A 26,338-nucleotide genomic window follows, 5' to 3' on the forward strand; every position below is an offset into this window, starting at 1 on the left:
AAATATATTAAACATGGAAGGCAACTATACACACTCCCATCAAGGGAAGGCATACATCATCTAGTCACTCTCTATAGGAGAGCTATTTTTGTAGCAAGTAATCTTTGAGGAGTCGTACCTAGAGAATATAGCTAAAGTAAGGAATAGATATTTTTAAACAGAAAAATAATAAGAAGGGAACTATGAATTGGAGAAGTGCCGTTTATAGTTCTCTTTTTCTATAATTTTAGATTTTTAAGTAATAGGAAGGGTTAGAAGTTAATTCATTGAAAATATTCTTAAGGATATTAAATGATTAATTAATAACAATTATGAATATAACTAAAGTACCATAATTAGTGAAAATATTAAACTTTAATAACTAAAAAATAGAACTATGTTAAAACTAAGAAAGAAGCGGAGCATAAAGAGTTTATAAAAATCTTTATATCGAGAGTTGCAGAACTACATAAGTTATCTTGAAAAATATACCAGGAAGTATGATTTAAAGTTAATTAGTAACTTTCACAGGTTATTTTATTTCAGATGGCTAACCTTGTTTTATATTCACAGTATTGTATAATTATAGGTATGGAAATAGGAGAGATAAATTATGAATAAAATAGAATTATTAGCCCCAGGTGGTAGCTTGGAAAGTATGTATGCAGCAGTGCAATCAGGTTGTGATGCCATCTATATGGGAGGCAGTAAATTTTCAGCAAGAGCTTATGCAAATAACTTTGGTGATGAGGAATTAATAAAGGCAGTAGATTACTGTCATCTTTATGGAGTAAAAGTTTATATTGCTTTAAATACTTTGATAAAAGAAAGCGAAATGAAAGAAGCCATAGAATATGCTAGGTTTTTATATACCATTGGAGTAGATGCTTTAATAATTCAAGATATGGGGATATTTGCCTTAATAAAGGCGTCTATGCCAGATTTTGAAATACATGCTTCTACCCAAATGACTATACATAATGGAGAAGGAGCGCTATTATTGAGAGATTTAGGGTTTAAGAGAATAGTGCTTTCTAGAGAACTTAGTTTAAAGGAAATTAAACATATTTCCACAGATTTGGGAGTGGAGACAGAGGTTTTTGTTCACGGTGCCTTATGTATAAGTTATTCGGGTCAATGCCTTATGAGTAGTGTTATTGGAGGTCGTAGTGGAAATAGAGGTAGATGTGCCCAACCTTGCAGATTACCTTATACTATTATAAATAAGGGCAATGAAGAAACCAGAGAAGGATATCTTTTAAGCCCAAAGGACATGTGCACCATAGATGAAATTAAAGGGCTAATAGAAAGTAATACAGCTTCCTTAAAAATCGAAGGAAGAATGAAAAAGCCAGAATATGTGTCGGGAGTGGTGTCTAGTTATAGAGATGCTATCGAAAGTGTCTATAACAAAATTAATTATGATAGTAGTGATCACAAAGAAATCCTTACACAATTATTTAATAGAGAAGGTTTTTCAAAGGCTTATCTACATGGTAATGTAGGAAAAGATATGATGGCTTATAACTTCCCTAAAAATACAGGAGTACTTCTTGGAAAATCTAACAAAGATTTATCCATAAAATTATTAAAAGATATTTCTCTTGGAGATGGAGTGCGGATTAACCATGGAGGTTTTAATGTAACTTCCATCATAAAAGGTAAGGAAAAGGTTGACTTTGCTAAAAAAGGAGATGTAGTTTACCTTAAGCCCTCAAAATATAAAGCTGATGATGATCTTTATGTAACTTCAGATACAAAACTTATGGAGAATTTAGCTAAGAACTATGAAAATATATATGGCAAAAAAATTCCTTTAGTTCTACAGGTGAAGGTTAAGGTTGATGAACCTATAGTTTTAATCATTGATTATGAACACCAACAATTTGAAGCATTTGGGGATATAGTGCAAGTAGCACAAAAAAGACCTTTGGATAAAGAAAGCTTGATTAAAAATTTAAACAAACTAGGAGATACTCCCTTCGAATTCAAGGAAATTAAATTCAGTGACTTTGAAGAAGGATTTTTACCAGTGTCTGCAATAAATTCTGTAAGAAGAAAGCTTATTGATGAAGTTTCAGAATTCATTGTGAAAAAGTATAAAAAGAGAAACATGCATTATACTGAAATATCGCTAGAAGAAGAAGATAACTTTAAAAATGAAGAAGTTTTATGCAATGAAGAAAATGGTGCTATCAGAGAAGAAAATAATTTAACAAAAGAAACAAATAAAAAGGATAGCAATAATATTCCTGATTTATTAATATGCGTATCTAATAAGGAACAATTAACCGGGGCAATAAACTTTATAGAAGAAGAAATATGCGGTGAGAAGTACAAAAATATTGGTATAGCAGTAGATTTATTTACAATGGGAAATGATATAAAAATTCATGAAATTAAATATAATAATTTATACATTAAAGCTCCTAATGTGATAAAAGAAGAATTTCAAGCAATATGTACAATAATAGAAGATAATCTTAGTAAAGTTAAAGGTATAGTTACAGCTAATCTTGGAATTTTTAATAGGTTTAAAGGAAGAACTTCTATAATTGGAGATTACAAGTTGAATATCTTTAATCATAATAGCTACAATTTTTATAGGAACTTTACTGATCTAAGTGCTGTAAGTATTGAGCTTAATGGAAAAGAATTAAGAGAATTATCACAAAGTGTTAAGGTTCCAATGCAAATTATGGTTTATGGAAAGTATGAACTAATGATAAGTGAGTATTGTGTAATTGGTAGCACATTTGGAGGCAAGAGTATAGATAAGGGGTGCAAAGCTAATTGTGCAAAAGAGAGCTTTACTCTACGAGATAGAATGGGGGAAGAATTTATTCTTAAGACAGACAAATATTGCAGAAGCCACATTTACAATCACGTAGCGGTGAATTTAGTTCCTCATATGAAGGAGCTGAGAAAAGGTGGCTACAATTTCTTTAGAGTGGATTTTGTAGATGAGGATTTTAAAAAGGTCTTAGAAGTTTTAAAAATGGTAACACATGAAGTTTATGAAGGTGACTATAAGGAATATACAAGAGGACATTATAAAAGAGGAGTAGAATAAAGAAGGTTGGTGAAAAAAATGAATAAAAAAACCTTAAAGGTATTAGAATATGCAAAGATAAAAGACAGTATAAAAAAGTATACTGCAACTTCTGCGGGAAAAGATATAATTGATAAATTGATGCCTTATGGTAATCTATATGAAGTTAGGGAGCATTTAGAGGAAACAAAAGAAGCCTTAGAGATTTTGGAAACAAAAGGGGCGCCACCTTTTGAAGGGATTTATGATGTAAGAGATGGAATATCTAGAGCGGCTAAAGGCTCCACCTTAATGCCAGGAGAACTTTTGAAAATTGGTTCTATGCTAAAATGCGCAAGACTTTTTAAGGATTATATTTCGCATAAAGAAGAGGAGCAAAGCTATAGAGTTCTAGAAGATATAGTTGTAGGACTTGTGCCATTAAAAAAATTAGAAGATGAAATTTTTAATGCCATTGTAAGTGAAGAGGAAATTTCAGATAGAGCAAGTGGAGAACTTTATGGAATTAGAAGATCCTTAAGAGATAAAAGCTCATCTATTAAGGACAAAGTAAATTCATTAGTTAGATCAAACTCAAAGTATTTACAGGAAAATCTCTATACAATTAGAGGGGACAGATACGTTATTCCTGTTAGAGCAGAGTATAAGGACCAAGTTCCAGGCCTAGTTCATGATCAAAGTGGTTCAGGTGCAACCTTGTTTATAGAACCTATGAGTTTAGTACATTTAAATAATGAAATTAGAGAATTAATGCTTAAAGAAAAAGCAGAAATAGAAAGAATTTTAAGAGAGCTTTCTTCAAAGGTTACTGCAAATGTAGATATAGTAGAGAATAATGGGAACATAATTTGGGAGTTGGATTTCATATTTGCTAAAGCAAAGTATGCTAGTGCATTAAATTGTATTTGTCCTGAGGTTAATGATAAGGGAATCATAGATTTAATTGAAGCAAGACACCCATTAATAGATCAAAGGGAAGTGGTTCCAAGTAATATTTATTTAGGAAGGGAATTCACCTCTTTAGTTATTACAGGTCCAAATACTGGAGGAAAAACAGTAACCCTAAAGACCACAGGACTTATACATTTGATGGCTATGAGCGGTATTTTAATTCCAGCAAAATCAGGCTCAGTGGTAAGCTTTTTTAAGAAGATATTTGCTGACATTGGAGATGAACAAAGCATAGAACAAAGTCTTTCCACTTTCTCATCACACATGACTAACATTGTGGGAATCATTGAAGAAGCGGATGAAAACACTTTAGCACTGTTTGATGAGTTAGGTTCAGGAACTGATCCTACAGAGGGAGCTGCTCTTGCTATATCTATTCTTGACAATCTACGTTCAAGAAATACAAAAATTGTGGCAACAACTCACTATAGTGAACTTAAAGGATATGCGCTTAAAACTGTAGGAGTGGAAAATGCTTCTGTAGAGTTTAATGTGGAAACCTTAAGACCTACCTATAACTTACTAATTGGAGTACCGGGTAAATCTAATGCCTTTGAGATTTCAAAAAGACTAGGGCTACCAGATTATATTATAACTTCAGCAAGAGAAAATATTTCTAAGGATAGTCTTAAGTTTGAAGAATTAATCCAAAGCCTTCAACAAAAAAGTATTAAGGCAGAAAATGATGCTCGTGCAGCAGAAATTCTAAAAAAGGATGCAGAAAAGCTTAAGGAGAGATTCGAGGAGAAACTTTATAAGTTTGAAAAATCTAGAGAAAATGCTCTTTATGAAGCTCAAAGGGAAGCAAAACAGCTTATTAGATCAGCTAAAGAAGAATCAGATAATATTCTAAAAAATATTAGAGATCTTGAAAAGATGGGATACTCTTCAGAAGCTAGAAGTATGCTAGAAGCAGAACGTAAGAAAATAAAAGATAAATTAGATCATATGGAAAGTTCCATGAAAAAATCAGAGGAATATACAGGAGAACTGCTTAAAACCGTTAAAGAAGGAGATGAAGTTTATCTTCCATCTTTAAATCAAAATGTTGTTGTACTTTCTAAACCTGATAATAAGGGAGAAGTTCAAGTTCAAGCTGGAATAATGAAGATTTCTGCTAAGCTTAGTGACCTAAGAAAAACAAGGGTATCAGAAGAAGATAAGAAAAAAGCTAAGATGCAAAAAAGAGAAGCTAAGCTAAACTTAAAGAATGTAGCCACTTCTGTGGATTTGAGAGGTATGGATGCAGAAGAAGCAATTTATACTGTTGATAAATATCTAGACGAAGTTTATTTAGGTGGATTAAATGAAGTCACCATAATTCATGGTAAAGGTACAGGAGTATTAAAAAATGCTATTACTGATTTGTTAAGACGTCATCCTCATGTAAAAGGCTCAAGACTTGGAAATTATGGAGAAGGTGGCACAGGAGTTACAGTAGTTCAAATTAAGTAATAGAGGTGATAAAAGTGATTTTAGTTAGTGGGTGCCTTTGCGGCATAAACTGCAAATATGATGGCGGAAATAACTTAAATGAAAAAGTATTTAAACTGTTGCAAGAGGGGAAGGCCTTACCAGTGTGCCCAGAGCAACTAGGGGGACAAGAAACTCCAAGGATGCCACACGAGATTGTTGAAGGTGATGGGGCTAAGGTTTTAGAAGGAATTGCAAGGGTTCAAGGTACAGAAAAAATTGATGATGTGACAAATGAATTTATCAAAGGTGCAGTTGAAACTCTTAAAATTGCTAAAGCTGTAAATGCGAAGGTAGCAATTTTAAAAGCCAGAAGCCCTTCTTGCGGTAAAGGGATCATTTATGATGGAACTTTTAGTGGTGCAAAGAAAAGTGGAAATGGAGTTACAACAGAACTGCTTTTAAAAAATAATATAAAGGTATATACTGAAGAAGAACTTGATAAGTTCTTTGAGGAAAATCAGTTATAAACTATGATGTAATAAGCACTGTTATTATTACTATATTAATGACAGTGTTTATTAGAAGGCCTTTTGTAACAGCTTCCTTTGGAGGACATAGCAAGGGTGCTAAAGTGTACATTCAGGAACTAAAGGTAGAGCTAAAATCAGCAATGGGTTTAACTAAATGTAAGGATATAAAAAGTGTAGATGATAGAATAATATTTAGGAAGCAATTACAACCTTAGATTTAAAAAATAAATTGTAATTAATAAATACTTTATAAAGAAAAATCACTATGGACACTTACATCTTCCATAGTGATTTTTCTTTTAAATCTTTTCTAGTGGTGTAAAAATAATAAGAAAAATAAAAATAGTTAGATATTAATTTAAGAAAAAACAATATTATACATTTTACTTTAGCAGGTAAAATTGACGAAAAATAGCAGAAAGTTTATACTTAAATTAAGAATATAAAAAAGATTTTGAAATATACATCTTTTATGTATACACCATGAAAATATTTGAACTTGTTCACTATTTTATACTTTAAAAGCAAGGTTATTTTCCTTAAAACGAATTTCGCTAAAAGAAAGATTTCATTTTAAAGTAGTTGGAGAAAAGATGGGATTAACATCTTAATATTTAAGGAGTGAGAATATGGTAAAAAAGTTAGATGAATTAATTAGCTTAGCTAAAGAAAGAGAAAAGAAGACCATAGCTATTGCAGCAGCTCAGGATAAGGTTGTGTTAGAAGCTGTAGTACAAGCTGTGGAAAATAACATTGTTGATGTTATTTTGGTAGGAGATAAGAAAAAGATACTATCTCTAGGAGAAGAACTAAATATTAATTTAGATAATATGCAAATTATAGATGAGTGCGATGTTAATAAGGCTGCTGCAAAGGCTGTGGAGCTTGTTAGTAAAGGTGAGGCACAGTTTTTAATGAAGGGAATTTTAGGAACCGCTGATTTACTAAAGGCAGTACTAAATAAAGAAGCAGGATTAAAGACTACTAGTCTTTTATCTCATGTAATGATATATGAAATTCCTAATTATCATAAACTATTATTTTTGACTGACGGAGGTATGGTTCCATATCCAGAGCTAAATGACAAAATTGGAATAATCAATAATGCAATAAAGGTAGCCCATGGACTTCATATAGAAAAGCCAAAGGTGGCTCCAATTTGTGCTGTGGAGGTAGTTAACCCTTCCATGCAAGCAACACTAGATGCAGCAGCATTATCTTCCATGAATAAAAGAGGACAAATAAAAGGCTGTATCATAGATGGACCATTAGGTTTAGATAATGCTATTTCAGAAGAAGCAGCTCATCATAAGGGAATTATAAGTGAGGTTGCAGGAGATGCGGATATATTACTAGTTCCAAACATCGAAGCTGGAAACTTTTTAGGTAAATCACTTACTTATTTTGCAAAAGCTGAAAGTGCAGGGGTTATAGTTGGAGCAAAATGTCCAGTAGTTTTGGTTTCAAGGGCAGATAGTGCTAAATCAAAGCTTTATTCCATAGCACTAGGTGCTGTTTTAGTTTAAGGAACCAATTTAAAACTACTAAATAAATAAGTTTATTTTATAAATTAAGTTTTGGAGAGCTAAGGCTTTATCCAAGTAATTTTGAATAATTAGTTTCATAATTCTTTATTTACAACAAAGATATGGGGGTATAAAAATGAAGAAAGTTTTAATGACTGGTAATGAAGCCATTGCAAGAGGTGCCTATGAAGCAAGCTGCCATGTAGCATCAGCTTATCCAGGAACACCAAGTACAGAAATACTAGAGAACTTCGCTACATATGAGGGAGTTTATGCAGAATGGGCTCCAAATGAAAAGGTAGGTTTTGAAGTTGCATCAGGAGCTTCTATTGGCGGAGCTAGGGCTATGACAACAATGAAGCATGTAGGATTAAATGTTGCTGCTGATCCACTTTTTACTATGGCTTATGAGGGAGTAAATGGTGGTTTTGTAGTAGTAAATGCTGATGATCCAGGAATGCATTCCTCTCAAAATGAGCAAGACAATAGACTTTATGCACCACATGCAAAAGTAGCTATGGTTGAGCCTTCAGATTCTCAAGAGTGCCTTGACTATATGAGAGAAGCTTTTGAGATAAGCGAAAAATATGATACAGTTGTACTATATAGGGTTACTACAAGAATTTCTCATTCTAAGACAGCGGTTGAACTTGGTGAGAGAAAAGAAGTTAAAGTTAAACCTTATGAGAAAAATATAAAAAAATATGTAATGACTCCAAATCATGCAAAAGCTAAACATTATGAAGTTGAAGATAGATTAGAAGCTTTAAGAAAATATTCTAATAGTACAAGTTTAAATAGAATTGAAATGGGAGATACAAAAATAGGTATTGTTACCAATGGTGTATCTTATCAATATTGCAAGGAAGTTTTTGGAAATAATGCTTCTTACTTAAAGATAGGTTTTAGCTATCCGCTACCAGATGAAATGATAAAGGAATTTGCGTCTAAAGTTGAAAAGGTTTACGTAGTGGAAGAAAATGATCCATACATGGAGAAAGAGGTTAAAGCGCTAGGAATTAAGTGTATTGGAAAAGAAATAATTCCAATTTGTGAAGAATTGAATCCAGATATAATTAGAAAAGCTATTTTAAATCATATAAATGAGAATGTATACTCAGTTGAGTTAAAAGCACCATCAAGACCACCAGTATTATGTCCAGGATGCCCACATAGAGGAATATTCCATGTGGTATCTAAATATAAGGATGTAGTGGCATCAGGAGATATAGGTTGCTATACCCTAGGAATGAATGCACCTTTAAATGTTACTGATACAGTAATATGCATGGGAGCGTCCATTACCGCTGGAGTAGGATTACAAAAGGCAGATATGATGGGGGAAAGAAGTGACAAGAAAGTATTTACCTTCATTGGAGACTCAACCTTCTTCCACTCAGGAGTTACAGGTTTAATTGAAGTTGTTTATAACCAAAGCCCTATTGTTACTGTAATTTTAGATAATAGTATCACTGGAATGACTGGACATCAAGAAAATCCAGGTACAGGTAAAACTCTTCAAAATAGAGTGGCACCAGTAATAGATATTGAATCTTTAGTTTTAGGTTGTGGTATTAAGAAAGAAAATGTTAGAGTAGTTGATCCATATAAACTTGAAGAAACTAAGAAAGCTGTTAAGGAAGCTCATGATAGTATGGAGCCTTTTGTAATCATTACAAAACAACCTTGTGCATTAATAAAAGATGTAATGAAGAGAAGAGTTAACTTAAAGTGTAAGGTTAATCAAGATGTTTGTAGAAAATGTAAAATGTGCTTAAAGACAGGATGTCCAGCTCTAAAATTCCAAAATGGTGTAGTAGAAATTGATGAGTCTATGTGTAATGGTTGCGAGGTTTGTAAGCAAGTTTGTCCATTTAGCGCTATTGAGAAGGTTGGTGAATAACATGAAAGAAGTTAAAAGCATATTATTTATTGGTGTAGGGGGACAAGGTACTATCCTTGCTTCAAAGATATTATCAGAAGGACTATTAAGACATGGATATGATGTTAAAATGTCAGAAGTTCATGGAATGGCTCAAAGAGGAGGAAGTGTTACAACTCAAGTAAGATTTGGTGAAAAGGTTTATTCACCTTTAATTGAAAAAGGAAAAGCTGATGTAATTGTAGCTTTTGAAAAAAGTGAAGCTTTAAGAGCCGTTCCTTATCTAAAAGAAGGTGGACATTTAGTTGTCAATGACTATGAAATTCATCCAGTTCCAGTTTTAATTGGAGCAGAAAAATATCCTGAAGGAGTTAATGAAGTTTTAAAAGCTGAAATTCCTAATACAGTAATAGTTAATGCAGCTGAAATTGCAAAAAAACTTGGAAATATAAAGGCACAAAATGTAGTGTTACTTGGAGCGCTTCTTAAAGCACTAAATTTAGAAGATATAAATTGGGAAGATGTAGTAACGTCTTTAGTACCACAAAAGGCTATAGAATTAAATAAGAAGGCATTAAAGGCTGGTATGGAAGTATAATATAAAATTCATGGAAGGTAGCAATGGCTACCTTCTTTTTTGAAATTTTGCTTGAAGAATATAGAAATTTGAAGTAAAATTCATCCATAAGAGATTTTAGATGATTAAGTTTAATTAAGTGGGAATATCACTTTTTATAAAGTCTTTAAAGAGAGGGATGTTCACTATTTAATTTTTAAATAAAGGAGATTTCAATGTTCTATATAATAGTATTCTTAATTTTAGGCTATTTTTCTTACAGTGAGTTTAGAGGAAGGGAGTATAAATACACTTCTTTCACTGTGGTTTCAGCTTTTATAACACTAATAGCTTTTATGAGATATGGTGAAGGTACAGACTACTTTGGATACATGTTTAATTACTATATCACTCCAAGTGTATTCGATTTTCCCACAGCCTTCAGTAATGGTGTTCATGGTGAAATTGGATTTATTGTTTTATCCTCTCTATTTAGAACCTTTAATATAAGTTTTGAGGTTTTTGCTGGAGTTATGGCACTGTGTTCTATGGTGCTAGTTTGTAGATTTATAAAGAAATATTCAAAAATGCCTATAACTTCTCTAACTATATTTTACGTGCTTTATTATTTAGTTTATATATTTAGTGGAATTAGACAAGGTCTTGCTATTGCAATTTTTATTGGGATAGGTATAGATTTATACAAGAAAGATAAATACAAAGAGTTTATTATATTAATCTTATTCACAGCAACAATCCATTCTTCTGTATTAGTTACTTTGTTAATTCTTCCTTTAACCAAGTATAAAGTTTCGTATAAGTTCTATGCAGGAATTATAGCTCTTGCTGCATTAATAATGGTAAGCAAAGTCGACCTTATGCTAATAAATCTATTGCCAGAGTTTATATCCTCTAAGGTTTTAATATATTGGGGCGAAGGTAGCATTTCTATGTTAGCTTTTGCCAATAGGGCTACAGTACTTCTTCTAATATTGTTTTACTCCTTTGGTGAACAAGAGGATGAAAATGTGGCGTTATTTAAAAAGATATATATAATAGGTTTTATTTTATACTTAGTTACTATAAAAAGTATGACTATATCCAGTAGAATTTCCTTATACTTTAAGGTTTTTGAAATTATATTAATTCCTAATATAATTATAAACTTAATTAAAAATGCTAAAAGGTTTAAGGCCATACAGCTTTTAGGTTTTACTACTATAATAATTTCAGCATTACTTTTAAAAACTTTAAATGCATTTCTTGGAGAAGGGGACTATTTAGAACATCTGAGTGCAATACGATACCCTTATGTAAGTGTTTTTAATAAGGAGAAAATATGGGAATATAGACGCATGGATATTCACTATAGTGCAACTCAACGAGTTTTAAGAGAAAGAGAGATTGAAAGTAATAACAAAAAATAGTAAAAGAGTTACTTATATTAAATTAATTCAAAACCTCTATGTAAAGTTTTGCATAGAGGTTTTATATATTCACTATGGAATTTGTCAAAATATTTGATATAATATATACTATTAATAATTAGACTTAGAATACTATAAAAACTTTATGAGTAGTTTATGTAGATTGAAAATTTTAAGATATTACAACTAAAGTAATTGAGGAGGAAACGAAATGTCCATATATGCATCACCATCACCAGAGGTCATGAAAGTTATAAGTAGTTATAAAAAAGCCTTTGAGGATGTCACTATATCCAAACCAGCACTAGTAAGTGGGAAGTTATATAGAGAAGTGGTATTTAGCAAAAGGGCTCTTGGAAAATTTGGTGAGAATCCAAAGTCATACCTGTATTTAGATGAAAATAATAATGTGGTAGATCATAAAAATACTATTGAAAAATTAGGGAGAGTATTCTTTTATATGGATGCTTTTCTCAGTGATGATAAGGACAGCATTATTAAGGCGCTTCAAAAAGACGGAGAAGTTGAAAAAAATAGTAATGATTTTCAACGATGTTTAGTAGCTTTAGAAATAATTAATAAAAGAGAAAATAAAAAGGAAACCAAAAAAGATAGAAAAAATAGTGATAATGATATTGAAAAAGAAGAAGATAGCAGGGCGGCAAAGGCAGTAGAAGATATATTACTTAAACTCAATGTTCTTAGAGGAAAAACCAATGAAAGGTTGAAGGTACTACTAGAAAAAATTGAAGAAGAGAAGACAAAACATGAATATTTTAATGAGATGACCATTGAAGTTTTGATGCCTTATTATAGAGATGCCATGGTATGTAACTATGAAAAAGTACAATTAATTTCTAGAGGCCAAGCTTATTATAATGATATAAAGAGAAAGGCAGAGAAAGCAAGAAAGAGTTATGCATTAAGATTTAACACTGGGAATACGGAACCACTTATGAAACTCCATTATACAATGGGTTATTTCGAAAATTTATTAAGGTCTTATGGAAATATTGCTACTATGTCTTATAATCAATACATAAAATTAATAGCTAATTCTGGTAAGACTAATGCAGAATATAAAATGTTGGTTCTTAAAAATAAAGTTCAATAAATTAGTGCTTAATTATTAGGATTATTTCCTTAATATCTTAATAAGTAAAAGAATTTAAAAGTAGAGAAATAAAAGTTTAAGAATAAATAATAAAAATAAAACTATCAAGAAATTAACCTTGATAGTTTTATTTTTAGCTATATTTAGAGATATTTATTATTCTACGTTGATATAAACAGCATCCTCTTCTTTAACAACTCTAATATACTCTACTTCTGGGTCTTCAGTACCTTGAACGTACAATCCAGTATCTTTTAATCTTTGAACGTAATCCACGATATCTGAAGTGATTTTTTCACCAGGGCAAAGAATTGGAATTCCAGGAGGATAAGCCATTAAGAACTCACCACTAATCATGCCCACGCTGTCTTTAATTCTAACAGGTGTCTTAACGCTGTTAAAAGCTTCGCTAGGGATTTGAAGTTGTTCTGGAATTGCTGGAATATCAATAAAGTCAGCTTTTGTAGTTCCTTTTCCATAATACTCATTACTAATTTCTCTTAGAGCACTAAGTAATCTTTCCATTCCTTCAGGAGTATCTCCAAAGGAGCCTACAATAAGAACGTTATATAAATCAGAAAGTTCCATTTGAATATGATATTTATTAGATAATATCATGTCTAAATCATAACCAGTTATACCTAAATCTCTACAAGTTATAGTTATTTTTGTAGAATCGAAGGCATAGGCACCAGGTCTTCCCAAAATCTCTTCACCGAAACAATAAAAACCAGGAATCTTATTTACTTCATCTCTAACATAGTTTGAAAGTTCGATAGTTTTATCTAATAAGTCTTTTCCTTCAAGAGCGATTTGTCTTCTAGCGGTATCAAGAGATGCCATAAGAATATATGAAGGAGAAGTAGTATGCATTAGATTTATAACTTGTTTTACTCTTGGTATACTGATGCGCTTTGAACGAACTTGAAGTAAGGAACCTTGAGTTAGCGCACCTATGATTTTATGAGTACTTTGTGCACAAATATCTGCGCCTGCTTCCATTGCTGACATAGGTAATTTATCATTAAAATTAAGATGAGGACCATGAGCTTCATCTACTATTAAAGGAATATCAAAGTCATGCACAATATCTGCTATTTGCTTAATATCTGTAGCAACACCATAGTAAGTTGGGTTGATAATAAGCACTGCTTTAGCATCAGGATGATCTTCAAGGGTTGCTTTAACTGTTTCAGGAGTCACTCCGTGAGCCACACCAATTTGTTTATCAAGCTCAGGCTGCATATATACTGGGATTGCACCAGCAAGAATAATTCCACCTGTAATAGATTTGTGTACGTTTCTTGGAATTATTATCTTATCTCCTGCACCAACTACAGAAAGAATCATAGCTTGTATAGCACCAGATGTACCATGTACAGAAAAAAAGCAAGCATCAGAGCCATAGGCATCTGCAGCCAATTCTTGTGCTTTTTTTATAGGACCTGTTGGATGATGGTAGCTATCCACAAGCTTGAAAACTGTAACATCAATTTTGAAGGGATTTTCGCCCATAAAATCTTTAAATTCTTTATCTACTCCAACACCTTTTTTATGCCCAGGAACGTGAAAAGGAAGTGTTTCTCTATTTACATATTCCATTAAAGCATCAAAAAGTGGTGTTTCGTTTTGGTTTAGCTTATACAATTCCATACCCTCTTTCTAAATTCTTTCAATTGGTGTAATATAATTGTTATACTTAAATTATGGAATAACAATTAGTTTTATGTATATAAAATTACAATTTAAATTTTTAAAATGTAAAAATCTAAACTTATAGCAACCGTGAATTAGCTAGGTTTTTATAAACTTAACTATATAAAATTTATATATATTCATAAAACAAATTAATTATAAATTAATATCATAGGGATTGCAATAAAATTTTTTCTTTGTTTATAATATTAAATATGCCCTAAAATCTCAAAAAAAGAGTAAAACTTAGAGTTTAATTAGGATTTTAAAAAAAGTAAATTTATACTAAATATAAGTATGAATAAAAGTACAATTATTTGTATAAAAATAGTGAAAAATGTAGGATGGTGGAATTTATGAATATAGAAAGTTATTTATTAGAAAAATTATCAAAAGTGCTTTTTTTAGAAATAAAAGAAGGAAGTAAAATCAATGATTTCAAATTTGAAGAAAATACATTTCTTCCAGTTAGAGGAGATGAAATAATAGATAAAACAAAAGCAGGGGATGACCTCAAAAACATACCTGTAAATATGTTTATAGAGGGAATGATCTATGTACTTGGTGCTGATAAAAACTTTAGATTTAATGACACATACAAAAATCTCATTAAACATATACAAAACAGTGATAAGTTTATTAAAGGAGTAATTTTCAAACATATAAAAGAAGAAAAATATGAAGATGGGTACATAATGTTAAGAGGTTTACTGGAAATTCAGCCTACAGAAGATATTTTCGATAAGGCATTACTCTTAGTAGATGGATTAAGAAGTAGAGATTCTAAATTCAAGGAAGAGGAATTTGCCTTAATAGAAAAGGCTAAAGAAATAAGCAGCTATACAAAACCTTACTACTATGAAGCGCTATTAAAAAGAGATGAAAAAGATTTTCAAGGAGCACTATACTCTATAAATCAATATTTATCTCAAGGTGGAGAGTTAAATGAGGAAGTATCAGAGATAAAGGCAGCTCTGATTACTATAACAGAATATGATAAGGCTAAGGAAATAGTATATGATGCACCGAAGGAAGCATTGCAAATCTTTATACCTCTTTTAGACACTTTAGGCGATAGTGCGGAGATATATTATTTTATAGCTGTAGCTTATAGAATTTTAGAAAACCATGAAAAAGCTATATATTATTTAAATGAGGCTTTAGTTGTAAGTAGTGATTATATAGAAGTAGTAAATGAACTTGGAATTAACTATGCTTGCTTAGGAAATTATGACTTTGCTATAAAATATTTCAGGAAGGCCTTTGAGGTAACTAAATCTATAGAGATTTGTACTAATTTAATTATGTGCTATATTAACTCAAGTGATTTAAAACAAGCTAAGTTACATTTAGAAATTGCTAAGAAGCTAGATCCAAAGGATGAAATAGTGTTAGAACTCGAAGAAATTCTTTCAAGAAATACTAAATAAACTAAATTACTAAAAATTATTTAATACCCATGAGTTTAAATGATATTTTGGAAGGCGAAGTTTCTCAGGTTTTTTAGGTGGGAGTACTAGTATAGAAAGCTAAGCTCTGTTAGAAGTTGAATCAACTTCCAAGGTGATGAGCAAAATGAACTTGTTCATTATTTAATAATTATTTTATAAATAGCTGGAGGAAATAATGGGTACAAAGTTACTAAATTATGATATTTATTCAGACACAAAATCTAACCTTATAAGAGATATTCATCATTATGAAAAGGTTCATATTGTTTCAGGAAATCCAGAGGTATTATTTCAGGGATTAAATAATAAGAATTTATTTGATAATTTTAACTCTGATAAAGCAATCATAATACCAGATGGGGTAGGAACGGTGATAGCCTCTAAAATTGTGAAGGAACCAGTGAGAGAAAAAATTGCCGGGATAGAAGTTATGGAGGAAATTATTAAACACTGTGTAACTTATAATAAAGGAATATATTTAGTTGGTGCTTCCCAAGAAGTAATAGATCAATGTGTGATAAATTTAAAGAAAAAGTATCCTAAATTGAAATTGCTAGGATTTCATAATGGATTTTTCGAATTAGATCAATGTGATAGCATAATAAAAGATATAGAAGAGAAAAATCCCTATGCTTTATTTGTGGCTATGGGCGCACCTAGACAAGAAAAGTTTATCGTAAAGTATATGGATAATCTGCCTTGCAAGATATTCATGGGGGTAGGCGGAAGCTTTGATGTTATTGCTGGTAAGGTAAATAGAGCACCGAAATGGATGATTGATATAGGCTTGGAATGGTTTTATAGAATAGCTAAGGAGCCTTGGAGAATAAAAAGGTTATCTTCTATACCTAAGTTTTTGGTTCGTGTACTAAAAGAAAAGTAGCAATGAAGAAAACAAAGTATAGGGAATACCTATACTTTATTTTATAATAACTACCCCTTTTGTTATTAACATAAATTTGGGAGGAGATTATGATTAAAATTCTACATATAATAGCTGGAGATGATAATGGTGGAGCGGGAAACCATGTTTTGAATATATGCAATAGAGAAAATAAGTTTTTTTTCAATGAAATTGCTTTCTTAGGAAAAGGCATTTTATATGAGAAAGCTACAAATGTAGATATTAAGAGCACTGTATTTCGCAAAACTACAAAAAATCATCCACTTATAGATTACATAAATAAAAGCAGTTGTAACCTAGCGGTTTTTCATGGTGCAAGAACCTCATTAATCCATTTAATTTATATGAATAAAATAAATAAAAAAACTGTAACTACAGTACATAGTGATTTTAGATATGATTTTTTAAATAATAAGATAAAGCTTTTGCTATTTACTCCACTAAGCATTTTAGGACTAAAAACCTTTAGGAATTATATAACTATATCTGATAATTTAAAGAATTTACTAGAGGAAAAAGGGTTTAAAGGCAATAAATTTAAAGTAAATAATGCAATTGACATAAAAGGGCTAAAAAGTAAAGAAACTGTGGAAGAAATAAAGTCAAGGTACAACATTACTAATGAGGATTTTGTTTTTGGGATGGTAGGAAGATTTCATCGAATAAAAAACCATATGAGTGTAATTGAAGGTTTTTCTAAGCTTTTAAAAGGAAATAATAAATGCAAGCTGCTTTTAATTGGTGACGGGGATTTTAGAGGAGAAATTGAGAATAAAATTAAGGAGATGAATTTAGAACGACAAGTTCATATTACTAATTTTGTTGACAACCCAGTGGATTATCTTAGGGTTTGCAATTGTTCCATTATAGCTTCATTTAGCGAAGGTGGAGCACCACCTTTAGTAATGCTAGAATCATCCTATGTAAAGGTAGCAGTGATGGCAACTAAAGTAGGAGACTTGGAAAAGATTATTAATGAAGATTTAGGCTATATAATAAAAAATCAAAGCAGCGAAGCTATCTATGACACAATGAAAATAGCTTATGAAGATCATAATATTAATCTTAAAGGAGTAAACTGCGAAAAACTATTATATAATAACTTCACCATAGAAAAATTTTGGAATACTTACAGTAATATATATGAATCTATAATAAAAAACTAAGTTAATTTTAAATTACTATCAGGCATAGGGTTTGATAGTGATTTTTTATTTAATATATTATTTTAATAAAATAATATATTAAATAAAAAATTTATAATGTATTAGCATAGATAATCATGTATAATAAGGAATAAGATGGTTAATTTGTGACCTTTTGAAGATTTATAAGTAAAGAATTCTATTGGAGGACAAAATGAGTAAGAATGACAAACTAAATGGAGTTTTATATATAATTTTATCTGCAGTATCCTTTGGAGTTATGCCTATATTAGCAAAACTTGCATACAATGGAGGAGCTAATAGTACTACAACCTTATTTCTAAGATTTTTATTTGCATCTCTTATGATACTATACTATTTAAAGGCAAATAAGATATCAATGAAATTAAACAAAAAGCAAGTTTATTTAGTTATTTTATTAGGTATAGCAGGATATTCCTTAACCTCAGCAAGTCTGTTTATGGCATATAATTATATATCTGTAGGTATGGCTACTATGCTATTGTACACTTATCCAGCCATAGTTACTCTATTTTCTACCATAATATTTAAAGAAAAAGTACATCCGAAGAAGGTTTTATGTTTATTACTATCTATTGGTGGTATTTTTACAATGATAGATTTTGGGGGAACCACCTATAATCCTATGGGAATAGTGTTAGGACTTGTTTCATCGCTATGTTATTCATTATATGTATTAGGAGCTTCTCATAAAGAAATTAAGGCAATAAATAGTTATGTAATGACTTTTTATGTTTCAATTCTTGCTGCGGGATCTCAGCTAATAGGAGGACTAAGCACTAACACTCTTAAGTTTAATCTAGAGTTTTATAGTCTTATTGCAATTCTACTTCTAGCATTTATCTCTACAGTTGTAGCTTTAATGGCATTTTTACAAGGAGTGAAAATAATTGGTTCTTCAAATGCAGCTATTTTTAGCACTCTGGAACCTATAGTAAGTTTAATATTAGGGGTAATAATTCTTAAAGAAGCATTAACAGTAAGAGTGGTTTTGGGAAGTATTCTTATAGTTTCATCAATGATATTACTAGCTAAAGAATAGATAGTTATATTATTTGAAGATAGAAGTCTAGAAGTTCTAGGCTTTTTTATTTTGTAAATATTTTTAGTTAGTAGACTTAAATAAGTATTGATAGAAAGTGATACAGAAGAACTAATAAAGAAATATGCCACATGTTTCATATATAATGTATTTATGGAAATAATACTTCATTGAAATTCATCGAGGTAAAGTGGTATTATGTTAAAAATATTCATAATTTTCTGAACAGGATTTTAGAAGGTTATTTTAACTTTATACAGAATAGATTACATACTGGGGAAAAAAATTTGTAAAAATATAAGGGGGCTAATTTATGAAAAAAATAGTGATTGATGGTAATAGCTTAACTCTGGAAGATATTATTAAAGTAGCTAGAGAACATTATGAAGTAGAACTTAGTGAAGAAGCTAAAAAAAGAGTTATTAAATGCAGAGCTATTGTAGATAAAATAGTTGATAATGATCAGGTTATTTATGGAATCACCACAGGATTTGGTAAGTTTTCTGATGTAACTATTTCAGGAGAGGATTGCAAAGTTCTTCAAAGAAATCTCATTATATCTCATGCCTGTGGTTTTGGAGATGGTTTAGCTAAGGATGCTGTGAGAACGGCAATGCTGCTTAGAGCGAATGCGCTATCAAAAGGATATTCTGGGATTAGATTAGAAACTTTAAATACACTAATAGAAATGCTGAATAAAGGAGTTCACCCAGTGATTCCAGAAAAAGGTTCTTTAGGAGCTTCAGGAGATTTAGCACCACTTTCTCATATGGTACTTCCAATGCTTGGAGAAGGTGAAGCTGAATACAATGGAGAAATACTTGCAGGGAAAGAAGCTATGAAAAGGGCTGGAATACATACCGTAGAGTTAGTTGCTAAAGAAGGATTAGCTCTTATTAACGGAACTCAAATAATGACAGCAGTAGGAGCACTTGCATTATACGATGGAATCAATCTTGTAAAGGTTTCCGATATTGCAGCAGCATTAACTATGGAAGCTTTAAGAGGAATAAAAGATGCCTTTGATTTAAGGACTCATAATATAAGACCTCACCATGGACAAATTAACACAGCAGAAAATCTATTAAATTTAATTGAGGGAAGTAATCTTATTACAAGACAGGGAGAGCTAAGAGTACAGGATGCTTATACTTTAAGATGTCTTCCACAGATCCATGGAGCTAGTAAGGATGCTTTAAATTATGTAAAAGAAAAGGTGGAAATTGAAATTAATTCTGTTACAGATAATCCGATAGTAACAGAAGAGGGAGAAGTAATATCAGGAGGAAACTTCCATGGACAACCTATGGCGCTTAGTTTTGATTTCTTAGGTATTGCCATGTCTGAAGTTGCCAATGTATCTGAGAGAAGGCTAGAAAGATTAATAAATTATCAATTAAACGATTTACCAGCTTTTTTAGTTAAGCATGGTGGATTAAATTCAGGCTTCATGATAACACAATATGCAGCTGCAGCCCTAGTATCAGAAAATAAGATTTTGGCTCACCCTGCAAGCGTAGATTCTATTCCATCTTCTGCTAATCAGGAAGACCATGTAAGTATGGGGACTATAGCAGCAAGAAAGGCTAGAGATATCATAAAAAATTGTGAGAGAGTGGTAGCTACAGAAATTTTAGCTGCTTGTCAAGGTATTGATTTTAGAGAAAATGTTTCTTTAGGTAAGGGAACTAAAATAGCTTATGATACTGTAAGAGAAACTGTAGACTTTATGGATAAAGATGTGGTAATGTACAAGGAACTAGATAAGGTACTAAGTATTGTAACTAATGGTAAAATTGTTAATAGTGTAGAAAAGGTAGTTAATATAAATTTATAAATTAATTATTCAGAATTTTTAAAATCATAATTTAATTAGGAGGAATTTAACATGGGAAGAATTATTGAATGCATACCAAATTTCAGTGAAGGAAGAGATAAAGAAAAGGTTGAGAAAATTGTACAAGTTTTAAGAGAAGCTGAAGGTGTTAAACTTTTAGATTATTCAAGTGACGCAGATCACAATAGAACAGTAGTGACTGTGGTGGGAACTCCAGAGGAACTAGAAGCAGCAATTATTGATATGGCAGAAAAGGTTTATGAGAATATAGACATGAGTACTCATGAAGGTGGTCACCCAAGAATGGGAGCTTTAGACGTAGTACCTTTTGTACCTATAGATGGAGTGACTATGGAAGAATGTGTTGAAATGGCAAATAGAGTAGGGAAAGTTATTGGAGAAAGATTCAATGTACCAGTATATCTTTACGAAAAAGCTGCAACAGCATCACATAGAGAAAATTTAGCTACAGTAAGAAAAGGTCAGTATGAAGGATTCTTTAAAAAGATTAAAGAAGATAACTGGAAACCAGATTATGGTCCAAGTGAAGTTAATGTTAAAGGTGGATGTATTGCTATTAGTGCAAGGGAACCTCTTGTAGCCTTCAATGTAAATTTAGGCACAGATAATGTTGAGATTGCAGATACTATTGCGAAAACTGTGAGACATTTAGGTGGCGGACTTAGATTTGTAAAGGCTATGGGTGTTAAGCTTGAGGATAGAAATATAGCTCAAGTATCAATGAACTTAGTAAATTATGAAAAAACTGCAGTTTACAGAGCTTTTGAAATGGTAAAGATGGAAGCTAAACGTTATGGAGTACCTGTTATAGGAAGTGAAGTTATAGGCCTTGTACCAATGGCTGCTTTAATTCGTAGTGCAGAATACTATTTACAAATTGAAAACTTCTCTATGGATCAAATTTTAGAAAAGAGAGTAAGTGAATAGATTTATTTAGGAGTTGATACTTTGAGCATAATTATTAAGAATATTGATTGTTTAGTTACTTGTGAAGGTAGCTATAAGAAATCAAGAGAAGATATGAAGGACGCTAAAATTATTGAAAATGGATATGTGATTATTGAAGAAGATAAAATCATAGCTGTTGGAAGTGGAGAAAGCTATAAGGAATATTTTAGGGATAATACTACTGTAATAGATGGAAGGGGAAAAACTGTTACTCCAGGACTTGTAGATCCTCATACTCACGTAGTTTATAGTGGGAGCAGGGAGAGAGAGCTACCCCTAAAGTTAAATAGGGTAAGTTATATTGAAATCCTTAAAGCGGGGGGCGGAATTCTAAGTACTGTAGAGAATACAAGAAAAGTTTCAATGGAAAACTTAGTAGAAGAAACAAGGAAAAGACTAGACATTATGTTAAATCACGGTACCACTACAGTGGAAAGTAAATCAGGATATGGACTAGATTTAGAAAGTGAAGTTAAGATTTTAGAAGTTAATAAAATTCTAAATGAAAGCCATCCTATAGACATTGTTTCAACATTTATGGGAGCTCATGCTGTTCCAAAAGAATATAAGGAAAATAGACAAGAGTTTATTAAAAAGATTAATGAAGAGATGATACCATATATAAGTGAACATCAATTAGCTGAATTTGTTGATTGCTTCTGTGAAGAAGGAGTGTTCACTATAGAAGAATGTAGAGATATTTTAGAAACAGGTAGAAGATATGGCTTAAAGTTAAAAATTCATGCAGATGAAGTAGAATCAGTAAAAGGTGCAGAATTAGCGGGGGAAATAAAAGCAACAACAGCAGAACATTTAATTGCAGCTTCTGATGAGGGTATCAAAGCATTAGCAGACAATGATGTTGTAGCGGTGTTATTACCCTCCACAGCGTTTTATTTGATGTTAGGTAAATATGCAAGAGCAAGAGAGATGATTGATAGTGGAGTATCAGTAGCTCTTGCCACAGATTGTAATCCAGGAAGCTCTCCTACTGAATCATTGCAAAATGTTATGACCTTTGCATGTTTTGGAATGAGAATGTTTCCAGAGGAAATTATCAATGCTATGACTGTCAATGCCGCTTGTGCTATAAATAGAGAAAAAACAATTGGATCTATAGAGGTAGGTAAAAAAGCAGATATAGCAATTTTTAATAGTAAAAATTTAAATTACTTGGTGTATCATTTTGGGATTAATTCCATAGATAAAGTGATAAAAAACGGTAAAATTGTGGTGGGGAATTAAACAGAAGTAGCAGTAAGTTATTGATTAATGGGGATAAAAATGAATAACTTAACGTAAAAAAATAAAAGGAGTAATTAATTATGTTAGATACATTAACTGTCAAAGAGTTTGTTGAGGAGCTTAGCTCTAATTCACCGGCACCGGGTGGTGGAAGTGTAGCTGCACTAGCTGCTTCTTTAGCTAGTGGTCTAGGTAACATGGTGTTCAATTTAACTGTAGGTAGGAAAGTATACAATAGTTTAACTGATGAAGAGAAAGCCTTAGTAGATAATAATTTAAAAGTTACAGAAAGACTTAAAGTTGAGTTTTTAGATTTAATGAATAAAGATGTTGAGGCTTTTAATTCTGTTATGGATGCTTTTAAGCTTCCTAAAGAAACTGATGAAGAAAAAGCTTTTAGAAGTGAAAAAATTCAACAGGGATATAAGGCAGCAATTGTAGTTCCACTAGAGGTAGCAAGAAAGACATATGACTTATATGATAGCATTTTAGTTGCTGTAAAATATGGCAATAAAAATGCCATTTCCGATGGAGGTGTTGCTACATTAATGGCTCAAAGTGCTATTGAAGGTGCAATTCTTAATGTAAAGATTAACTTATCATCTATTAAAGATGAAGAATATAAGAATACAATGGAGAAGGAACTAGAAAGTCTTAGCAGAATGGGATTAGAGAAGAAAGAAGAGATTCTTGCTATAGTAAAAGAAAATATGTAATAAAAAGTCTTATACTTTGTAATTTTACAGAGTATAAGACTTTTTTCTCTTAATTTTTACATTATTACAAAAATTATATATTTATGTTATACTATTTCTAATAAAGATATATAAGGGGTGAAAGCCGTGGGTCAAATATTTACTGACAGTATCAAGGAAGTAATTGAAATTATAAATTCTCCTATTGATTTTATGTTTAAGGAAACAGCTATTAATAGCTTCAGAAGAAAGATTCATATTCCAGAAGAAAAGACCATTGCAGAATATTATTATGAAACTGTTAAAAACAATAAGGAACGAGGAATTGTATATACTCCTATTCCCATGGCTAAATATCTTATAGAGAATACTATTAAAGAGGATGATGTTATAAAAAATCCATTTATAAAAATAGTAGATCCTGCTTGTGGCACAGGAAATTTGCTCATAGAATGTTTTAATCATTTAAAATGTATTTATGAAAAAAACTTAAATGAATTAAATAAGCATAAAGGCTTAAAATTAAAGGTCAATGCCATAAATTCACATATAATAAAACATAATTTATATGGCTTTGATACCGATGAAATAGCGCTTGATATACTAAGGTTAGATTTATTTTCGATAAGTGGCGAAGCTATAGAAAATCTTTATAATGAAGATTACTTGCTTAGTGAAAGAGCTGCTAAATATGACATAGTAATAGGAAACCCACCTTATATAGGACCAAAGTCTATTGATAAAGAATATTCTATAAGGTTAAAAACCTTATATAAGGAAGTATATAAAGATAAAAGTGATATCTCCTATTGTTTCTTTAAAAGATCTATAGATATGCTTCAGGAAGCAGGAAAGATAACTTTCATCACCTCAAGGTATTTTTTAGAGTCTTCTAGTGGTAAGGATTTAAGAGGAATTATTAGAGAATTTATGTCTATTTCTAAATTGATAGATTTTTATGGGGTAAGACCCTTTAAGGGAATAGGTATTGATCCAGTTATGATTTTCATGGAAAAGGGAAAAAAGGAGTCGAGAGAAATAGAAGTTATAAAACCCTTATCTGATAAAGGTAAAAAGGATGGTAATTTTTATAGATCTTTATTCCTAAATGAAGGAAATGAATACAAAAGATTTTTTATTTCAGAAAGCTCCCTTAAAGGAGAAAGTTGGATTATAAGAGACAATACAGTGAAGGATATTATTTCTAGAATAGAGGAAAAGTGTGAATATTTATTATCAGATATTTGTACAAGCCATCAAGGAATCATAACTGGTTGTGATAGGGCATTCGTGGTTAAAATGGAAACTTCTGAAAAAGAAAATCTAGAAAATGATATATTAAAGCCTTGGATTAAAGGGAGTTACATTAGAAAAAATGAAGTGAATAGGCAAAACAGCTATATTATATATTCAGATTTAATAAAGAAAGAGGATGAATATCCAAATTCTATCCGATATATATCAGAGTATAAGGATAAGTTATCTATGAGAAGAGAATGTGCAAGGGATATAAGACAGTGGTATCAGCTTCAATGGGGAAGAACCCAAAACATATTTGAAGAGAAGAAAATAATATTTCCATTCAAAGCAGGAAGCAATAAATTTGCTTTAGATGAGGGAAGTTATTTTAGTGCAGATGTATATGCTTTAAGGCTAAAAGAACAAGAAAAGTTTACTTATGAATTCCTACTGTTTATATTAAATAGTAATTTGTATGAATTTTATTTTAAAGCTTTTGCTAAAAAGCTAGGAGAGGATTTATATGAATATTATCCTAATAATCTAATGAAGTTAAGAATACCAGATTTGAAGGCCTTTAACACTCTTACAGAAGATGAATTGTATAGTTATTTTAATATTACAGAAGAAGAGGTAGAAGTAATTAAGAGCTATTTATAGCATAGCTAAAAATAAAAAGTATAGAGTTAAAGAATGAAAAAATATATAAAAAGAAAGCTATATTTTAGCTTTCTTTTTTGTTCATTTATATGTTGTTACTTTACTAAGTCTTCTACGTATTTTGGCAAAGTGAAGGAAGATTTATGTAACTTTTTAGTGTAGTATTTAGTTTCTATATCTATAGTGTTAGTTAGATCTACAGTCTCAGGATCATATTTTTTAGAACCTACTGTAAAACTCCAATACCCACTAGGATAAGTAGGAATAGCTGCCATAAATAATTTAGTTACAGGGAATATAGCTTTAGCATCATTGAATACTCGTTGAACTACTTCAGGTAGGTAAAAAGGAGTTTCAGTTTGAGCTATGAAAATTCCATCTTGTGTTAAACATTCAGATATTTCATTGTAAAAGCTTCCACCGAATAGACCTTCAGCAGCTCCAAATGGATCTGTAGAATCTACAATGATTACATCAAACTCATTTTTATGTTCATGAACATACTTTATTCCATCACCTATAAAAACTTCACATCTTGGATCTTCTAGGGCACAAGATATTTCAGGAAGGTACTTCTTACATTCTTCTACCACAACACCATCTATTTCACATAGGACAGCTTTTTTTACAGATGGGTGCTTAAGTACCTCTCTTATTGCACCGCCATCTCCACCACCAACTACCAAAACCTTCTTAGGATTTGGATGAGTGAATAAAGGAATATGAGATATCATCTCATGATAAACATATTCATCTTTAATAGTTGTTTGGACTATTCCATCAAGGACCAACATTCTTCCAAAGGCTTCTGTATCTAATATAGATAACTCTTGAAAGTCAGTTTTTCTTCTTACAAGAGTTTCTTTGACTTTATAAGTCATAGCTGCGCTTTGTATCTGCTCTTCTTTTAACCACATTTCCATATTTTATTCCTCCATATTGTAAGATTTTATTTTTGAAATCCATAAATTAACTAAGTTC

At 31.1% G+C, this 26,338-nt stretch carries 19 protein-coding genes; 17 read left to right on the forward strand and 2 right to left on the reverse strand.

Translation table 11 applies throughout. The annotated features are described in order from the left end of the window. Positions 1-592 precede the first annotated feature (592 nt). The 8 genes from RR409_RS07510 (at position 593) to RR409_RS07545 (ending at position 12,433) form a co-directional block, all read left to right on the forward strand. A complete protein-coding gene (locus RR409_RS07510) occupies positions 593-3,052 on the forward strand; it encodes a DUF3656 domain-containing protein (protein ID WP_332557121.1) in 2,460 nt (819 codons plus the stop codon). 18 nt (positions 3,053-3,070) lie between these two features. Continuing rightward, on the forward strand, positions 3,071-5,437 hold the full coding sequence (locus tag RR409_RS07515; protein ID WP_332557122.1) for an endonuclease MutS2: 2,367 nt from the start codon (positions 3,071-3,073) through the stop codon (positions 5,435-5,437). A 14-nt stretch (positions 5,438-5,451) separates the two neighbouring features. Next, positions 5,452-5,925, forward strand: coding sequence for a DUF523 domain-containing protein (locus RR409_RS07520; protein ID WP_332557123.1), 474 nt, complete (start codon positions 5,452-5,454; stop codon positions 5,923-5,925). A 632-nt stretch (positions 5,926-6,557) separates the two neighbouring features. Further along, on the forward strand, positions 6,558-7,454 hold the full coding sequence (gene ptb / locus RR409_RS07525; protein WP_332557124.1) for a phosphate butyryltransferase: 897 nt from the start codon (positions 6,558-6,560) through the stop codon (positions 7,452-7,454). 136 nt (positions 7,455-7,590) lie between these two features. Then, on the forward strand, positions 7,591-9,357 hold the full coding sequence (gene iorA, locus RR409_RS07530) for an indolepyruvate ferredoxin oxidoreductase subunit alpha (RefSeq protein ID WP_332557125.1): 1,767 nt from the start codon (positions 7,591-7,593) through the stop codon (positions 9,355-9,357). A 1-nt stretch (position 9,358) separates the two neighbouring features. Continuing rightward, on the forward strand, positions 9,359-9,934 hold the full coding sequence (locus tag RR409_RS07535; protein ID WP_332557126.1) for an indolepyruvate oxidoreductase subunit beta: 576 nt from the start codon (positions 9,359-9,361) through the stop codon (positions 9,932-9,934). A 194-nt stretch (positions 9,935-10,128) separates the two neighbouring features. Further along, a complete protein-coding gene (locus RR409_RS07540; protein ID WP_332557127.1) occupies positions 10,129-11,319 on the forward strand; it encodes an EpsG family protein in 1,191 nt (396 codons plus the stop codon). 211 nt (positions 11,320-11,530) lie between these two features. Beyond that, entirely contained in the window at positions 11,531-12,433 is a 903-nt protein-coding gene (locus RR409_RS07545) for a hypothetical protein (protein ID WP_332557128.1), read from the forward strand. A 156-nt stretch (positions 12,434-12,589) separates the two neighbouring features. On the opposite strand, the gene RR409_RS07550 is transcribed toward RR409_RS07545, so the two are convergent. After that, a complete protein-coding gene (locus tag RR409_RS07550; protein ID WP_332557129.1) occupies positions 12,590-14,080 on the reverse strand; it encodes an aminotransferase class I/II-fold pyridoxal phosphate-dependent enzyme in 1,491 nt (496 codons plus the stop codon). A gap of 404 nt (positions 14,081-14,484) precedes the next feature. On the opposite strand from RR409_RS07550, the gene RR409_RS07555 reads away from it, so the two are divergent. The 9 genes from RR409_RS07555 to RR409_RS07595 all read left to right on the forward strand — a co-directional run bounded on the left by RR409_RS07555 (position 14,485) and on the right by RR409_RS07595 (position 25,357). Continuing rightward, positions 14,485-15,558 carry a tetratricopeptide repeat protein gene (locus RR409_RS07555; protein WP_332557130.1) on the forward strand — a complete coding sequence of 358 codons (1,074 nt, stop codon included), beginning with the start codon at positions 14,485-14,487 and terminating at the stop codon, positions 15,556-15,558. A gap of 196 nt (positions 15,559-15,754) precedes the next feature. After that, positions 15,755-16,462 carry a WecB/TagA/CpsF family glycosyltransferase gene (locus RR409_RS07560; RefSeq protein ID WP_332557131.1) on the forward strand — a complete coding sequence of 236 codons (708 nt, stop codon included), beginning with the start codon at positions 15,755-15,757 and terminating at the stop codon, positions 16,460-16,462. Positions 16,463-16,551: 89 nt separating this feature from the next. Next, positions 16,552-17,649 (forward strand): glycosyltransferase, encoded by a 1,098-nt coding sequence (locus RR409_RS07565; RefSeq protein ID WP_332557132.1) that lies wholly within the window; start codon positions 16,552-16,554, stop codon positions 17,647-17,649. Positions 17,650-17,842: 193 nt separating this feature from the next. Then, on the forward strand, positions 17,843-18,712 hold the full coding sequence (locus tag RR409_RS07570) for a DMT family transporter (protein ID WP_332557133.1): 870 nt from the start codon (positions 17,843-17,845) through the stop codon (positions 18,710-18,712). A 313-nt stretch (positions 18,713-19,025) separates the two neighbouring features. Next, positions 19,026-20,549, forward strand: a complete 1,524-nt coding sequence (gene hutH, locus RR409_RS07575; protein WP_332557134.1) for a histidine ammonia-lyase — start codon at positions 19,026-19,028, stop codon at positions 20,547-20,549. A 51-nt stretch (positions 20,550-20,600) separates the two neighbouring features. Next, entirely contained in the window at positions 20,601-21,497 is an 897-nt protein-coding gene (ftcD, locus tag RR409_RS07580) for a glutamate formimidoyltransferase (protein ID WP_332557135.1), read from the forward strand. A 27-nt stretch (positions 21,498-21,524) separates the two neighbouring features. Next, positions 21,525-22,763, forward strand: a complete 1,239-nt coding sequence (gene hutI / locus RR409_RS07585; RefSeq protein WP_332557221.1) for an imidazolonepropionase — start codon at positions 21,525-21,527, stop codon at positions 22,761-22,763. Between the two features lie 80 nt (positions 22,764-22,843). Next, a complete protein-coding gene (locus tag RR409_RS07590) occupies positions 22,844-23,479 on the forward strand; it encodes a cyclodeaminase/cyclohydrolase family protein (protein ID WP_332557136.1) in 636 nt (211 codons plus the stop codon). Between the two features lie 126 nt (positions 23,480-23,605). Beyond that, positions 23,606-25,357, forward strand: a complete 1,752-nt coding sequence (locus RR409_RS07595) for an N-6 DNA methylase (protein ID WP_332557137.1) — start codon at positions 23,606-23,608, stop codon at positions 25,355-25,357. 95 nt (positions 25,358-25,452) lie between these two features. Here RR409_RS07595 and speE read toward each other — a convergent pair whose 3' ends face one another. Then, a complete protein-coding gene (gene speE / locus RR409_RS07600; RefSeq protein ID WP_332557138.1) occupies positions 25,453-26,280 on the reverse strand; it encodes a polyamine aminopropyltransferase in 828 nt (275 codons plus the stop codon). Positions 26,281-26,338 lie beyond the last annotated feature (58 nt).

The organism is Clostridium sp., assembly GCF_036642255.1.
In the GTDB taxonomy this organism is placed as follows: Bacteria; Bacillota; Clostridia; order Clostridiales; family Clostridiaceae; genus Clostridium_J.